This window comes from Arthrobacter sp. P1_B11, from assembly GCF_056406715.1.
In genome coordinates this window covers 1-14,832 of the sequence record NZ_JBFTZQ010000042.1, presented here as the reverse complement: position 1 = coordinate 14,832, position 14,832 = coordinate 1, and the positions used below count along the sequence as shown (strand labels likewise).

The 14,832-nt window shown below is 67.3% G+C and carries 15 protein-coding genes; 7 read left to right on the top strand and 8 right to left on the bottom strand.

From position 1 onward, the window contains the following. Positions 1-5: 5 nt before the first annotated feature. Positions 6-1,610 (bottom strand): CYTH and CHAD domain-containing protein, encoded by a 1,605-nt coding sequence (locus AC1D14_RS21465; protein WP_230117453.1) that lies wholly within the window; start codon positions 1,608-1,610, stop codon positions 6-8. Positions 1,611-1,749: 139 nt separating this feature from the next. Here AC1D14_RS21465 and AC1D14_RS21460 point away from each other — a divergent pair, with 139 nt between their 5' ends. The 4 genes from AC1D14_RS21460 (at position 1,750) to AC1D14_RS21445 (ending at position 5,773) form a co-directional block, all read left to right on the top strand. Then, the gene (locus AC1D14_RS21460; RefSeq protein WP_230117452.1) at positions 1,750-2,961 is read left to right on the top strand and encodes an MFS transporter; all 1,212 of its coding nucleotides are present in this window, start codon (positions 1,750-1,752) and stop codon (positions 2,959-2,961) included. A gap of 5 nt (positions 2,962-2,966) precedes the next feature. After that, the gene (locus AC1D14_RS21455) at positions 2,967-3,647 is read left to right on the top strand and encodes a FadR/GntR family transcriptional regulator (RefSeq protein WP_230117451.1); all 681 of its coding nucleotides are present in this window, start codon (positions 2,967-2,969) and stop codon (positions 3,645-3,647) included. 176 nt (positions 3,648-3,823) lie between these two features. After that, complete coding sequence (locus tag AC1D14_RS21450; protein WP_230117450.1) at positions 3,824-4,411, top strand: hypothetical protein; 588 nt, start codon at positions 3,824-3,826, stop codon at positions 4,409-4,411. A gap of 126 nt (positions 4,412-4,537) precedes the next feature. Beyond that, positions 4,538-5,773 carry an AI-2E family transporter gene (locus AC1D14_RS21445; protein WP_230117449.1) on the top strand — a complete coding sequence of 412 codons (1,236 nt, stop codon included), beginning with the start codon at positions 4,538-4,540 and terminating at the stop codon, positions 5,771-5,773. 121 nt (positions 5,774-5,894) lie between these two features. Here AC1D14_RS21445 and AC1D14_RS21440 read toward each other — a convergent pair whose 3' ends face one another. Further along, on the bottom strand, positions 5,895-6,428 hold the full coding sequence (locus tag AC1D14_RS21440; protein WP_230117448.1) for an ABC transporter permease family protein: 534 nt from the start codon (positions 6,426-6,428) through the stop codon (positions 5,895-5,897). Between the two features lie 176 nt (positions 6,429-6,604). Here AC1D14_RS21440 and AC1D14_RS21435 point away from each other — a divergent pair, with 176 nt between their 5' ends. The 3 genes from AC1D14_RS21435 to AC1D14_RS21425 are packed head-to-tail and all read left to right on the top strand — an operon-like array spanning position 6,605 to position 9,033. Beyond that, positions 6,605-6,895 (top strand): hypothetical protein, encoded by a 291-nt coding sequence (locus AC1D14_RS21435; protein WP_230117447.1) that lies wholly within the window; start codon positions 6,605-6,607, stop codon positions 6,893-6,895. Between the two features lie 7 nt (positions 6,896-6,902). Further along, entirely contained in the window at positions 6,903-7,730 is an 828-nt protein-coding gene (locus tag AC1D14_RS21430) for a DUF1206 domain-containing protein (RefSeq protein ID WP_230117446.1), read from the top strand. 25 nt (positions 7,731-7,755) lie between these two features. Beyond that, entirely contained in the window at positions 7,756-9,033 is a 1,278-nt protein-coding gene (locus tag AC1D14_RS21425) for an SRPBCC family protein (protein WP_476882439.1), read from the top strand. A gap of 86 nt (positions 9,034-9,119) precedes the next feature. On the opposite strand, the gene AC1D14_RS21420 is transcribed toward AC1D14_RS21425, so the two are convergent. From AC1D14_RS21420 to AC1D14_RS21395, 6 genes are all read right to left on the bottom strand, one after another. Further along, complete coding sequence (locus AC1D14_RS21420) at positions 9,120-10,586, bottom strand: FAD-dependent oxidoreductase (RefSeq protein ID WP_230117444.1); 1,467 nt, start codon at positions 10,584-10,586, stop codon at positions 9,120-9,122. A gap of 87 nt (positions 10,587-10,673) precedes the next feature. After that, positions 10,674-11,939, bottom strand: a complete 1,266-nt coding sequence (gene cobA / locus AC1D14_RS21415) for a uroporphyrinogen-III C-methyltransferase (protein ID WP_230117443.1) — start codon at positions 11,937-11,939, stop codon at positions 10,674-10,676. Between the two features lie 125 nt (positions 11,940-12,064). After that, positions 12,065-12,361, bottom strand: coding sequence for a putative quinol monooxygenase (locus tag AC1D14_RS21410; RefSeq protein WP_230117442.1), 297 nt, complete (start codon positions 12,359-12,361; stop codon positions 12,065-12,067). A 169-nt stretch (positions 12,362-12,530) separates the two neighbouring features. Continuing rightward, positions 12,531-13,514: an ABC transporter permease gene (locus AC1D14_RS21405; RefSeq protein ID WP_230117441.1), complete on the bottom strand. Its 984-nt coding sequence runs from the start codon at positions 13,512-13,514 to the stop codon at positions 12,531-12,533. Next, positions 13,504-14,229 (bottom strand): ABC transporter ATP-binding protein, encoded by a 726-nt coding sequence (locus AC1D14_RS21400; protein WP_230117440.1) that lies wholly within the window; start codon positions 14,227-14,229, stop codon positions 13,504-13,506. Before AC1D14_RS21400 ends, AC1D14_RS21405 begins: the two co-directional genes overlap by 11 nt. Before the next feature lie 56 nt (positions 14,230-14,285). Beyond that, on the bottom strand, positions 14,286-14,832 hold a 547-nt coding region (locus AC1D14_RS21395), incomplete at its 5' end, for an ABC transporter substrate-binding protein (protein WP_476969147.1).

Here is a 14,832-nt window from a genome sequence, read left to right as displayed (position 1 = left end):
CAAACCTAGTTGACGCCGCGCTTCAGGAGCTTGCGGGCCTTTCGCCGGGCCTTGCGGTACTTGGCCTCGTCGCGGGCGGCGATCCTTTCCTCCCGCTCCAGCAGCGAACGGTAGGCGTCGGCCACCGCCTCCGGCAGCTCCGGGCCACGCCCCAGTTTCCCGAGGAAGACCCGGGCCATCACGCTGTCGTGGTGGTCGCCGAGGATTTTCTGCTGCCGGTGCGCGGCTTTGGCGAGCTTCACCGCACGCTTTCCATAGAGGGGCACCACCGATTCCGCCGCGTGCCGCAGGCGCTTGGCGTCCTTTCGCACCTGGTGCAGCGCGGTTTCATGGGCCGCACCCTCCACGGCGCGCATGGCCGCCCGATGGGAGCGGCGCAGCCGCCGGACAGTCTTTTTCACCCGTTTGGCCGCCACTTTGCCGCCGGGTCCCGACGCCGGCGGCCGAACCGGGGGGTTGTCCCGGAAGTCCTCGAGGTCATCCAGCAGCCGGAAGTAGCGGTCGGCCGCGAGCACTTCCAGAGCCTTCCGGTATCCGGCGTCGAACCGGTTGCCCAGTTCGCGCTCCACACTGTCCTGCACGGCTCGGCTTGCCTGGCCCGGCGGAAGTTCGGCCGCGTGGGCGCGCAGCCGTTCGCGCATGACTTCGGCGTCGCGGGGGGAACCGAGGATCCGGCCGAGCCACTGGAGTTCATCACGGAGCCTCCGGACGGCGGCAGCACCGAACAGCGTGCGGTAGACCGCCAGGGTGGACCGCAGGCGGCGGGTGGCCGTGCGCATATTGTGCACGGCGTCCGGTTCCTCCAGCCGCACGCCGGGATCGCACGCGAGGATTTCGCCGATCTGCCCGCCCAAGTACGCGGTCACGACGCCGGACACGGGCTCTTTCTTGTCCCTCGCCTTTTTGTGCGGTTCCGCCGCCTCTTCGTCCGGGATTTCCCCGCGCTGTCCGGACGGCTGCTGTCCGGACGACCGCTGTCCGGACGGCTGCGGCCAGGCCTCCCCCAGCGCCCTGCCGAGTTTGGACTTATGCGCTGCCGGCCAGGCACCCGCCGCAGCCAGGATTGGTTCGGCGGACGCGAAAAGCTCCGCACTGCCGTGGACGAGCTCCAGTTCCCATTCGCGCCACTCCTGGTGCTGTCCCGCCCCGCCCAGGGACTCGGACCCGACCCTGTCATCGGCGAAGTCAGCCAGGTGCACGCCGTCGTCCCCGTACAGCGCATGGGTGGTGCGCTTGGTCGTCAGCCGGGCGGCCGGCGCCAGCTGGGCACCGCGGAGGTAAACGTACACATGCGCCAGCAGTTTTTCGGGCACGACGGCGGCCTGGCCGAGGGGCGCATGAATCTCCCGGCGCTGCTGAGGTGCTGACTCCGTTCCTGATTCTGCAGGCAGCTTGACGTGCCAGCCGGCGTCCGCACCGCCCGTCCGGCGCCGGAGGGTGATGCCCCGGGAGGCGAGCGTAAGATCGTCGGTGTCGAAATAGACCGCTTCCAGGACTGCCTCGGAGGCCTCGCCCACCCGTCCGACCCCCGGGATCTCCCGAAGCGCCGGCAGCCCGGCCCCGGGATCGACGTCGTACTTCTTCTCGGTTTCAAGGCCCTCGGGAGTCATGGCCGGGCATCCTTTCGCATGGGCGGCCCGCAGCGGCCCACTGTGTCGGTGGCCCGAGTCTATTCCCCGGGAACGCAGGGCCGCGAGAGGTTGACCACAAAACCCTAGACATCAAACGTCTAACGTCTAACGTTAAGGGATGGCTTCCATCTCTTCAGCTCCCCCGGCTACCGCCGCCCGACAGCCCAAACCGCGCGCCGCCGTCGTCGTCAGTGTCATTGCCCTGGTGCTGATCGGGCTGAACCTCCGGGCCGGAATCACCGGCGCCTCCGCACTGCTGCACGACCTTCAGCTGGTGCTGGGCTACGGTCCCCTGGTTGCTTCGGTCATCCCCTCCATCCCCACGCTGTGTTTCGCGGTGGCGGGGGCGGCAACGTCGTGGCTTACGGGCCGGATCGGCGTTGAGAAGTCCATCCTGCTCTCCCTCGGAATGCTGGCTGCGGGGCTGCTGGTGCGCGGCATCCCGTCCACCGGCATGCTGGTGGCCGGCACGGTGCTGGGCATGTCCGGCCTGGCGGTCTGCAATGTCGCCATGCCCTCTTTCATCCGCGAGCATTTTGCCGACCGCACCTCTCTCATGACGGCGCTGTACACCGTGACCATGACCACTGGCGCCACCGTCACGGCCGTGGTCGTGGTGCCGCTGGCCCAGGTGCTTGGATCACCGTCGGCGGGAGTCGGCGCCATCGGGATTCTCGGCGTGGCAGCGTTCCTGGGGTTCGTGCCCGTGGCGCTGCATGCGCACCGCAACAGCGTCCGGGGAACCTCCGCCCACGTTTCGCCCTGGCCGCTGCTCCGGACCCGGAAAGGCGTGCTGCTCACGGCGACCTTCACGCTGCAGGCCCTGCTGGCCTACGCACTGCTGAGCTGGTTCCCCTACATGCTGACCACCATGGGACTCAGCGCGGCTGAGAGCGGCCTGATGTTCGGACTCATGCAGCTGGTGTCCGTTCCGGCGGGCATGGTGCTGATCGCCGTCGGGTCCCGCCCCCGGATGCTGCGCCCCGCCTTTTACGTGGTCAGCGTCACCATGCTCATCGGGGTGGCCGCGCTCCTGGTACTGCCCGTTTCCCTGGCGGCCGTCCCCGCGGTGCTGCTCGGCTTCGGGCTCGGCATCTTTCCGCTGGTCATGGTGATGATCAGCCGCAGCGGGCGGGACACAGCCGAGACCACAGCCCTGTCCACTCTGGCGCAGTCCACCGGCTATCTTCTGGCTACCGTGGGGCCGTTCGGAATGGGCCTGCTGCACAGCGCGACGGGCGGCTGGACGCTGCCACTGGCGCTGCTGCTGGCCATCGCGCTGGCCCAGATCGTCGTGGTGCACCTCCTCACGGCCAAGACGAAAGGTTAGCCGCCGTGACTCTGAGCACCTCGCACCGCCAGCCGCTGGCCGACGAAATCACGGCCAAACTCCGGGAGATGATCCACTCCGGCGAGTGGCCGCTTCAGCAGCGGATCCCCTCCGAGACCGAACTGATGGCAGGCCTGGGCGTATCCCGCGGGACGCTGCGCGAAGCGGTCAAGGCCCTGGCCCACAGCGGGATGCTGGAGGTCCGCCGCGGCGACGGCACCTATGTCCGCGCCACGAGCGAGATTTCCGGGGCAGCCCGCCGCATGTACCAGGACCACACCCAGGAGCACATCCTCGAGGTCCGGCTGGGACTGGACACCCAGGCGGCACGCCTCGCGGCCAGGAACGCCACGGCCGACGACGTCGCCGCCATGCGCGCGCTGCTCGCCGAGCGCGATGTGGCCTGGAAGGCAGCCGACTACGCCGGGTGGGCCGGAGCGGACTGGGGCTTCCACGAGCGCGTGGCCCACGCCTCCGGCAACCCGCTGCTGCACGAGCTCTATGTCAGCTTCGGCGAGGTTTTCCACAACGACCTGCTGAAGCAGCAGCGCCGTGGCGGCTTCGACGGCCTGCCGCATGAGGGCCACGGCGAACTCGTGGACGCCATCGAGGCGCACGACGGCGATGCCGCCGTGGCCAGCGTGAACCGGAACCTTAATTCTTGCGCCGAGTGGCTGCGGGATTAACACCGAAGCCCCCGCCCGCGGGCATGACTCCCCCAGATGTGGGGGGCTGCGATGTTTTTCTAGGGTTTTTCCAAGGTTTTTCCAATGCCACGGACTGATGCTCGAACCAGCGGTTTACCCTCCGTCAATACCGGGACGGCCGCGGACAAAGTCCTTCAGGCAGTTGGAGGTATCCCGTGGCGTACAGTGCATCGGCCGGCCGCTCCGCGGGCAGGCGCGTGCGGCCGAAATCACACAAGTCGTCCCGCCGGCTGGTCGGCATCCTCTGCGTGGCTGCCTTCGTGACCTGGTCACTCGCCGTCATGGTGGGAACGTCCGTGACCCTCCAGGGGCCGCTCCACGTCCTGGCCATTGCCGCACACATCCTCGCGATGGTCCTGGCTTTTGGCGCCATCCTGTTGGTGGACTGGCACGGCTTTCTGTGGCTCATCGGCAAACGCGAACTCTCCGAAACCATCCGGCTGGACGACGCCGCCAGCCCGCTGATCTGGGTGGGCATCACCGCCATGCTGTTCACCGGCGCGTTTCTCAGCCCGCACCTGAACAATCCGCTGACGGTGATCAAACTTGCCGCCGTACTGATCCTGATCCTGAACGGCATCATGCTGATCCCCCTCATGCGCCGCCTGCTCGTCATGCCGCCCACCACCACGTTCGGGGCGCTGACCCCCGGCCAGCGCTTCCATATGCTCGCCTGCCTGACGATTTCGCAGGTCTGCTGGTGGACGGCCATCGTCATCGGTTTCGTCAACGCCGAGTTCTGAAGCCGGGTTCCAACCCTGCCGGGGTTTCGCCATCGCCAAACCGATCAGTAGGCTTACTACCCGAGACGGGGAGTCACCGCAGGGAGTCCAATGCTGCCGTGTGCCCGCTGACGACTAGGAGTTCCCATGGCCCGAGCAGCACAAGAGTCCGAGCAGCAAGCACCACCGGGGCAGCAGATGCCCAGCCCGCAAGCGGGAGGCACCCAAACACCCGGACCAGAGGCATCTGTCCGGCGCAACCGGCCTGAAAGGCCGGCACGGGAACAGAGGCCACCCCGCGAACTGTGGGGCGACGGACTTGGCAGGGTCGGCATCCGCAGCGCGCAGGTGCTGCTGGTGCTGGCCGTCGCCGTGGTATCCATCTACGGCCTCCTGCAGATCCGCCTCCTGGTCATTCCGGTGGTGATCGCACTGATCCTCGCCGCCGCCATCGGCCCCTTTGTGAATGTGCTGCGGCGCCGCGGCATGCCCGGCGGCGCGGCCACCGGCCTGGCCTTCGTGGCGCTGCTCCTGGTGCTCGCCGGCGTTGCCACGGTCATTTTCTTTTCGGTCCGAAGCCAGTGGGGCGAGCTCGTGCAGCAAGCCTCCTCCGGACTGGACGAACTTGAAAAGTTCCTTCTCTCCGGCCCCCTCCCTATTGACCGCGAGCAGCTGAACCAGGCGAGGGAGGGTGCGGTCCAGTTCGCCACGAGCAGCCAGGTCCGCTCCGGCGCCCTGTCCGGCCTCTCCGTGGTGACCGAGTTCTTCGCCGGCGCGAGCCTCGTGGTGGTGATCCTGTTTTTCTTCCTCAAGGACGGCGCCAGGATCTGGAACTTCATCCTGCGGCCCTTCTCCGGTCACCGGGAGGCCAGGCTTCGCCGGGCGGGCCAGCGCACCCTGGAAGTCCTGGGCGGCTATGTCAGGGGAACCGCCATCGTGGCGCTCGTGGATACGGTGGCGATCGGCGCCGCGCTGCTGATCATGCAGGTGCCGCTGGCCATCCCCTTGGCCATCATCGTCTTTATCACGGCGTTCATCCCGCTGGTGGGCGCCACCGTGGCCGGGATCCTCGCCGCGCTGGTGGCCCTGGTGGCCAACGGGCCGGTCGTCGCCCTGATCGTCGTCGCGGTGGTGATCGCGGTCAACCAGCTCGAAGGCGATCTGCTGCAGCCGGTCGTCATGGGCAAGTCACTCCAGCTCCACGCGCTGGTCATCCTCATGGCCCTGACGGCCGGCACCATCCTCGCCGGCATCATCGGCGCAGTGCTGTCCGTGCCGCTGGCAGCCGTAATCTGGGCGGTCATCCAGGTGTGGACGGCGGAGGATCCCAGTCTCGAACCGCTCAACCCGGACCTGCCGCCGCTCAACAGCCAGCCCACGTAGACACGGCGCCCTGCGGTGGGCGGAACTGTTCCCACGCAGGATGGCGGGTGGGCACTTTAGGTGCCCGCCCGCCGTCGTATATTCAGTCAGGTCGTGCGTTCAGGCAAAGAATAGACCGCCGTTACCGAAGGCCCTTGAAAACATTCTTGGGCCGCTGCATCTCACCGTGCTTGGCACCGAGGACGATGACCCATGCCGCGAATGCCGGGATGGTCCACTGCAGCACCTTCAGCTGCTTCTGGGCTGCCTGCAACTTGTCCGATGCTCCGCGCCGGGGCTCGGTGGCGCCTTCCGCCCCCTCGTCCGCCAGTTTTTCGACCTTCTTGCCCAGGATGCCCGCATACAAGGTGACGGCCGCACCCGCCAGCGTGACTGCCGTCTTGTAGATGGTGTCGGCGCCCACGCTGTCCTGCTTGGCGATCCGCTCCCTGTTCTCCCAGGCGATGGCCAGGTCCGCGACAAGGTGAGTGGCAAAGGCAGCGGTTTGAATGGGCGCCCACTTCATCCAGCCAAGGCTGGACAGCCGTGTTCGTTCGGCGGGGTCCTTGGCTTCCGCCGCGGCCCCGTTGAGGCCGATGGCACCCATCAGCGAGCCGCCGAACCATGCGGCCGCCGTCAGATCGTGAACAGAGCGGGCCAGTAGATTTCCTGCCATGATGTGCTTCCTAACGTAGAAATCGGAACCTGAAGATGGAAAAGATGGCTTTGCCGCCCTCAGGCTCTTCCTGCGGACGGCCGCCGCACCAAAGTCATGGTGCAAGTATGGTAAGCACACTTACTAATGTTACGGAAGCCCGTAATAGCGCCGGCTTTGTGCGTAAAATCAACGCCATGGAAGCAACGGGAACATTGTTCGGCTGGGCCTTCGGCGACTCTGCCCGCGAGGACGACCAAGTCTATGTGGACGGGCTCCGCCATGAAGCGCTGGAAAACGCCCGGCAGGCTGCACGGTCCAAGGGCTTTGACGTGGAGCCCGGCTCGGAGGTCTTCACCATCCTCAGCGCCGGTGACGCCCTGGTGGACATCGACACCGCGCCGGACAACCTTGTGGTGCGCTGCACTGTGAAATTGACGGGTGAGGGAGCCAGCAAGGTCCATGCCGAGGGACCCATGAACGGCTGATACGGGAATGACGGACAGCACAACCCCCATCGGAGAGGCGGCCGACGCCGCAGAGGCTGCGTCGAACACCAAGGCGCTTGACGTCGTCGCGCGTTCAGGGTTTGCCGTCATGGCACTGCTCCACGTCGTCATCGGCGGCATCGCGATCGCGCTGGCCCTCGGCCAGCCAGGGCAGGCCGAAGCCACCGGGGCGATCGAGCAACTGGCCGCCAACGCCTGGGGACCCGCCGTCATGTGGGCAGGAACGGTCGCCTGCATCGGCCTGGCCCTGTGGCAACTCAGCGAGGCGACACTCCGGGCACGCCATCTCCCGCGCAAGGAACGAATCGGCAAAAACATCTCCTCGGGCTTCCTGGCCATCGCCTACGGCAGCGTGGCGTTGAGCTTCGGCGGCTTTGCGTTGGGCCTGCGCGGTGACTCGGGTGAATCAACGAAGGACGTCAGCACGGCGCTCCTCAATGCCCCGTTTGGCGCCGTGGCGCTCAGCGCGCTGGGCCTCACCGTCATGGGCGTGGGCGTCTACTTCATTGTGAAAGGAGTCCGGCGGGGGTTCAAGGAGGAGCTCTTTCATTTTGACGGCACCCGCCGCGGGAAGGTCATTGATTCCCTGGGCGTCACCGGCCATGTGGCAAAAGGCATCGCACTGAACCTTGCCGGGCTGCTCTTCGTGATCGCCGCCGCCAAGCACACCCCGGAAGAATCCACCGGACTGGACGGCAGCCTCAAGGCCCTGCGCGAGCACGCCTACGGCCCCTACCTGCTCCTGGCGATCGGCGCCGGCTTCATTTGCTACGGCGTTTTTGCCTTGGTCCGGTCACGGTTTGGCAGGATGTGACGGGTAATCCCTGAGGAGGGCTCGAATGACGCAGACACGCAGACCGGCAGGCGGGGCAAGCGCGCTGGCAGGGCAGGCCTTCGCCGCTGTCTTCAAGGCGATCAAGGCAGTACGCCCTCTCCGTCCGATCCATCCCCACGGCCTCGGCCTTGTCGGCGAGCTGTCGCGGCATGGCATGGACGAACACGCTGCCGGCGGGCTCCAGGGTACGCACAGCGGAATCAGCTGGCTCGACGCTGCCGGCAGTGAACAGGTGCAGGCCCGTTTTTCCCGCTCGGTGGGCCTGCCGGAAGCGCTGCCCGACATTCTTGGCCTCGCCCTCCGCATCGGCGCCGCCTCCGAGGGTACTGCCGGCGGCCAGCCGGCGGATATTCTCTTCGCATCGACCGGCTGGGGCTTTCCGGCGCGGTATGCGCTGCTTCCCAAGCTCGACGTCGGTGCCGCCAGATTCACCACGCTGATGCCCTACAAGGGTGCGAACGGCCCGGTCCTGCTGGGGTTGCGCACGCTTTCACTGCCTCCGGGCGCCACCGGCCGCGCCGAAACCGGCGCAGACTTCAGGGACGCCCTCATCGCGGGCGACTGGGTCCTGGCGCTCTCCTTCGCCAAACCCGCCGGCCGGTGGGTCCACGCGGGGACCCTCCGGCTGCGGGCCGTCCCCGGGCCCGACGACACCACCATCCGCTTCGACCCGCTCGAACACCCGCTGCCGGGAGCCGGGACCTACCCGTGGGCGCGGCGCCTCCGGGAACGTTCCTACCGAACCGCCCGCGGGACCGCGCCAGGGCAGCCCGACGCCCGGAAAACCGCGGCTGACACAACAACCCAGCAGCACACCCCGCCGCCCCTCGAGAGGAAACCCATGTCAACCGTCACGCAGGTCTTCAATTCCCCGGCACCGGACGTCTGGAAGGTGATCGCCGATGGCTGGCTGTACTCCGGCTGGGTTGTCGGCGCCTCGCGGATCCGCTCCGTCGACGCGCACTGGCCCAAGGTTGGCGCACGCTTGCATCATTCCGTGGGCGCATGGCCCCTGATCATCAACGACTCCACCAAGGTGACGGCCGTTGATCCAGGGAAGTCACTGGAACTGATGGCCCGCGGCTGGCCCTTGGGCGAGGCGAAGGTGGTCATCACGCTGGAGGACCAGGGGACCCAATGCCGCGTCTCGATTGCCGAAGACGCCGTCAGAGGTCCCGGCCTGGCCGTGCCCAAAGTAGTGCGGGATCCCCTGATCTCGGTGCGGAACCGGGAAACCCTGAAGCGGCTCGAACTCATGGCCGCCGGCGGGGCTGGCCGCTAGCCGGACGTTAAGCACAACGCGGGGTCACTCTACGCCCGGTGATCCGAATGGAACGGGCGGTGAGTGACCCCGCGTTGTGTAGAGAGCTAGACGCTGGCGGCGACCCCGTCGCGGGAGATGGACACCATGTCCTCGCGGGGCACAACCTTGATGCGCTCGCGCTTGACCTGTACGCCGTGCGATCCGCCGGCCGCCGTGGCCTCGGCGCCCAGGGCAAGCTCGTGCGCGTCCAGTGCCAGCCAGCCTTCCCAGCTGGTGTACTCCACGCCGCGGCTTTCGAGAAGGTCGACGACGGCGCTTGCGGCGGGCGCCTCGGCCACCGGCAGGTTTTCACGGTCTTCCAGCAGGTACGTCACGGTTTCGAGGGCGTCGCCCTTGGTGTGGCCGATGAGGCCCACGGGACCGCGCTTGATCCAGCCGGTGGCGTAGATGCCCGGGACGTGCTCGCCGGACGCGTCCAGGACGCGGCCGCCGGCGTTCGGGACGACGCCCTTCTTGTGGTCGAACTCGACCTCCGGCAGGGCCGAACCGAAGTAGCCGATTGCGCGGTAGACGGCCTGCACGGGGTAGTCGACGTATTCGCCGGTGCCGCGGGCGTTGCCCGTGCCGTCCAGCTCGGTGCGTTCAAACTTCATGCCGCTGACGCGCCCGGGGTTCGCGGCGTCGTCGTAAATTTCCACCGGGCTGTGCAGGAAGTGCAGGTGCAGGCGGCGGGAGGCCTTGAGCTCTGAGAGGTCCTCGGGCTGCTCGGCGATCCAGTTGGTGAGCGTGCCCACCATGGTCTTGGTCTGGTTGTTGCTCTGGATCTGGCGGTCCGATTCCTCGTCGAACTCGAAGTCCTCCGGGTACAGGATGATGTCCACGTCCTTGGAGTGGGACAGTTCGCGGAGTTCCAGCGGGGTGAACTTGACCTGGGCCGGGCCGCGGCGGCCGAAGACGTGGACGTCCGTGACGGGCGAGGACTTCAGGCCGGCGTAGACGTTGTCCGGGATTTCGGAGACGAGGAGGTCATCAGCGTGCTTTGAGAGGACGCGGGCCACGTCAAGCGCCACGTTGCCGTTGCCGATCACGGCGATTTCCTTGGCGTCCAGCGGCCATTCGCGGGACACGTCCGGGTGGCCGTCGTACCAGGAAACGAAGTCCGCGCCGCCGTAGGAGCCCTCAAGCTCGATGCCCGGGATGTTCAGGTCGGCGTCCTTGATGGCGCCGGTGGCGAAGATGACGGCGTCGTAGTGGGTGCGCAGGTCCTCGATGGAGAGGTCCGTGCCGTAGTCCACGTTGCCGAAGAAGCGGATGTCGCCGCGGTCCAGGACCTTGTGCAGGGCATTGACGATGCCCTTGATGCGCGGGTGGTCCGGGGCCACGCCGTAGCGGATCAGTCCGTAGGGCGCCGGGTAGCGGTCAAAGAGGTCGATGCTCACGGTCAGCTCGCCGCTCTTGACGGCTTCGCTCTTGGTGAGGATGTCCGCAGCGTAGACGCCGGCCGGGCCGGAGCCCACGACGGCGACGCGCAGTGGACGTTCGGCAGAACCTACGGTGGTGCTTGATGACACGGCTGTGTTCCTTTTCTTCTGCATCCGTTGCTCCACAACTGCCCTTCTGAGGCTTGATAACGGCAGTTATGGAGCAATCGACGGGCTTTACGGGGTGAGAACGCGGGTGGTGCGGGGCTTATTGGGGCTGGTGGTGCTGTAGTCAGCGGTCTTGAAGTGCGACGGCGCAAAGGGGCTCACGCGGACAACGTCACCGATCACGATCACGGCAGGATTCGCGACGCCGGTGGCCTCGGCCTGGTCGGCGATGGACCCGAGGGTGCCAATCGTCACGCGCTGGTTCGGCAGGTAGCCGTTTTCCACAATACCAACCGGAGTGTCCCCCGGCAGTCCGGCTTTGCCCAGGGCGGACGCCGATTCGCGCAGCTGGCCCACTCCCATGAGGAGCACCACGGTATGGTCTGCGCGGGCCGGGACCTCGGACAGTTCCTCGTGGCCGGTGACCACGCTGAAGCCCTTGGCCAGGCCGCGGTGCGTTACCGGAATGCCTGCGGCGGCCGGGACGGAGATCGCGGATGTGACGCCCGAAACCACTTCAACCTCGACGCCGTGCTGCCGGCAGAACTCCGCTTCCTCGCCGCCGCGGCCCAGGACGTAGGGGTCGCCGCCCTTGAGGCGCACCACGCGGTGTCCGGCGAGGGCCTCGTCGACGAGGATGCGGTTAATCTCGGCCTGCGGCACGGGATGGTTGCCGGGCGTCTTGCCCACCTCGATCACGCGCACATCGGGGGCAAGTTCGTTGAGCAGTTCGCGGGGGCCGAGGCGGTCTGCCACCACAACATCGGCCTGGCCCAGGAGCCTGCGGCCGCGGACGGTGATGAGGCCGGTGTCGCCGGGGCCGCCGCCCACGAGGGCCACGGAGCCGGCAGTCGCCCGGCGCCGGCGGAGCGGCAGGTCACCGGTTTCCAGGGCCGTAGCGACGGCGTCACGCAGGGCCATCGCGCGGCGCGGGTCTCCGCCGGCGTTGACGGCGATCTTGACGTCGTCCACCACGGCGACGGCGGGGGTCCAGGCAGCCGAAGCTTCGTGGTCGGAGGCGTTGACGCACCAGATGCGCTGCGCCTCGGCATCGGCAGAAACCTGCGAGTCCACGGCGGAATCGCCAGTGGCGGTCTGAACGAACCACGCGCCGTCGACGTCGGAGGAAGAGTAGGCGCGCGGTACCCAGGTGAGCAGGCCGGCGTCGGCGAGTTCCTGGAGCGCGGCTGAGGCAACCGGGGCCACCACGGTGACCCGTGCACCGGCGTCGAGTAGGCCCTTGGCGCGGCGCGTGGCCACGGGTCCGCCGCCCACCACCAGCACAGGGCGGCCGAGCAGGCGCAGTGCCGTTGGGTAGATGTCCTGAATTGCCATGAATCAACGGTAGGGCCGGGTCACATTCACCAACAACGGCGGCGGAAACACCAGTTCACGTAAGGTAACGCTGCGTCACATAGGGGCGGTCGCGGCGTAGAGCCGCCCCCGCCCCGCGCGGGCCGCTACTTCACGGCGATAAGTTCGATCGGCCGGATGTCCGGATCCTTGGCGAGCAGGGACGGGCCATGTTGGCCCAGGGCGGCAGGAATGGCCCCGTTGAGGTGGGCCTGCCGGTCCTCCTCGGTGTCAAAAGTGTCGAAAATGCCGAACGTGTTCTCGCTGACCCGGAACGCGTACCAGGTCCTCGTGCCAGGCTCGCCGAGTACTATCTCGCGGCCTCCGTTGAGGAAGTCCCAAACTTCCTGTTCCTTCCCGGGCTTGGCCTCGACCAGTGCCAGCAAGCCAAATTTTGGTGCCACGGCTACCTCCTGAACAGTTGTGGGATCGGGCCGGCTGCCGGCCTTGTCGTGAGTGTAGGCACGCTGCATCGGTGGAACAAGGGTGCGACGGTGCCAGGACAAAGGACAGCGGAAAGCCCGACGGCGAGTATCGCCGTCGGGCTTTCTTGTTGGGTCAGTGCGGACGCGCTTAGCGCGTGCTGCCGGCCAGGAGGCCGCGGCGCTGGAGCAGGCGCTTCTCGATGGGCGCGAAGACGAGCAGCTCGATCAGGATGCCCACGGCGAGGATCAGCAGGATTGCGGACATCACGATGGTCATGTCCGCGAGGTCGCGGCCCTGGTTCAGCATGGAGCCGAGGCCGAAGCCGATGGTGCCGCCCACGGCGATGATTTCCGCGGCCATGAGCGACCGCCAGGAAAATGCCCAGCCCTGCTTGAGCCCGCTCAGGTAGCCCGGCAATGCGGCCGGCAGGATGATCTGCACCGCCATCTGAAACCGGGACGCACCCAAAACTGTGCCTACGCTGCGGTACTGCGGCGGGATCTGGTCCACGCCGGAGATCAGGCCATTGATGATGGACGGGATGGCGCCCATGAAAACCACGAAGTACACGGTGGCGTCGGTGAGGCCGAACCAGATGATGGCCGCGGGCACCCACGCCACGGACGGCAGGACCTGAAGCCCGGAGATGAGGGGCCCGAACGCCCTGCGCAGCGGAGCCACCTGGGCCAGCAGCAGGCCGATCGGCGTCGCGATCACCACGCTGATCAGGAAGCCCATGATCCCGCGCTGCAACGAGGTCCACACGGCCTCCTGGAGCGATCCCTCAGCCCACAGCGTGCCGAACTGCTCCAGCACGTCCATCGGTCCGGGCACCTGGTCGCGGCGCTTGAGGCCCAGCGAGACGTAGAACTGCCAGATGATGATGAGCACCACAAGGGCGGCCACCGGCAGCAGGATGCGGCTCCAGTCGACACGCGCCTTGCGGATGGCGTCCGACTGCAGCGAGTCGAGCCCGGATTCGAGTTCGCGCAGGTCTGCGGAACCGGTGGAGGAACGGGTCAGGGCCGCATGGATTTTTGTGGAACCGGTGGCTGAGCCTGCCGACACCGGGGCCTCGTCAGGGAGGACCGCCGGCTTCTCTTCTGCCACAGGGGTCGGGTTACTTGGCATGGCGGCGGATCTCCTCTCGCAGCCGGGCGGTGATGACCCCGGTCAGCTGTCCGGCAAGACCGGCGTCGGTACGGTGTTCTTCGGTGACGTTCCATTCCTGCACCACGCGGCCGGGCCGGGAGGACAGCAGGAGCACGCGCTGGCCCAGCCGGACGGCTTCGCGGACGTTGTGCGTCACAAACACGATGGTGCGCCCGGTTTCCTTCCAGATGCGTTCGAGTTCGTCATGGAGCAGGTCGCGGGTGATGGCGTCCAGGGCAGCGAACGGCTCGTCCATGAGCAGCAGCTGGCGGTCCTGCGCGAGCGAACGCGCCAGGGCCACACGCTGGCGCATGCCGCCGGAGAGCTCGTGCGGGCGCTTGTCGCCGGCCTCCGCGAGGTGCACCAGGTCCAGCAGTTCATCGGCTTTCGTGCGGCGCTCGGCCTTGCCGACGCCGCGCAGTTTCAGCGCGAGCTCGACGTTCTCCCGGGCTGTGAGCCACGGGAACAGGGCGGCGTCCTGGAACATGAACGCGGCGCCGTCGCTGGGCACCTCAAGAGCGCCCGACGTCGGGACCTCCAGTCCCGCCATGATGTTCAGCAGGGTGGACTTGCCGCAGCCGGACGCACCGAGGAGGGCGACGAACTCGCCCTTGCCGATGGTGGCGTTGACGTCGTCCAGCACCGGGGCGCCTTCGCCGAAGCGCTTGCCCAGGTTTTCCAGTACGACTGGCATGGTCCCGTCCTTTGTTCGTGGTGCGTGGAGCTTGGTGTGCGGTGAAGCCGGTTGGGCTAGTCCAGGCCCAGCCCCGCTGCGGATGCCTTGTCGTCGGTCACCGCGTTTAGTGCCCGGAGATCGAAGATGCCGTTGAGGTCGGCCTGTTTGGTGGTGCCGGCGTCCACGCCGTCCTGCAGCAGCTTGTTGAAGGCTCCGGCCAGCGGGTCAACGGTGAACACGATGTTCTTCAGGGACCGGTCGATGACGTCCTGCGGGAGCGCCTTGCCGGCGTCCTGTTTCAGGGCCGCGTTGACCTTGGCGGCCTTTTCCGCGGCGGGAGTGTCATTGAGCCACTTCACCGCTTGGGCGTGGCCCTTCAGCAGCCCTTCGACGGTCTGCGGGTGCTCGGCGGCGAACTTTTTGTTCACGATCAGGATGGTGGTGGGGAACCCGCCCGGCTTGCCCGTCAGCGACCCGTCCCACAGGTCCTTCTCATCGACCAGGACCTTCGCGCCGGCCTGGAGCACCAGGCGGGAGGCCCACGGCTCCGGCAGCCACGCGCCGTCGAGCTTTCCGTCCTGGAACAGCTTCAGCGTCTGGGCGTTCTCGGTGGGATTGATT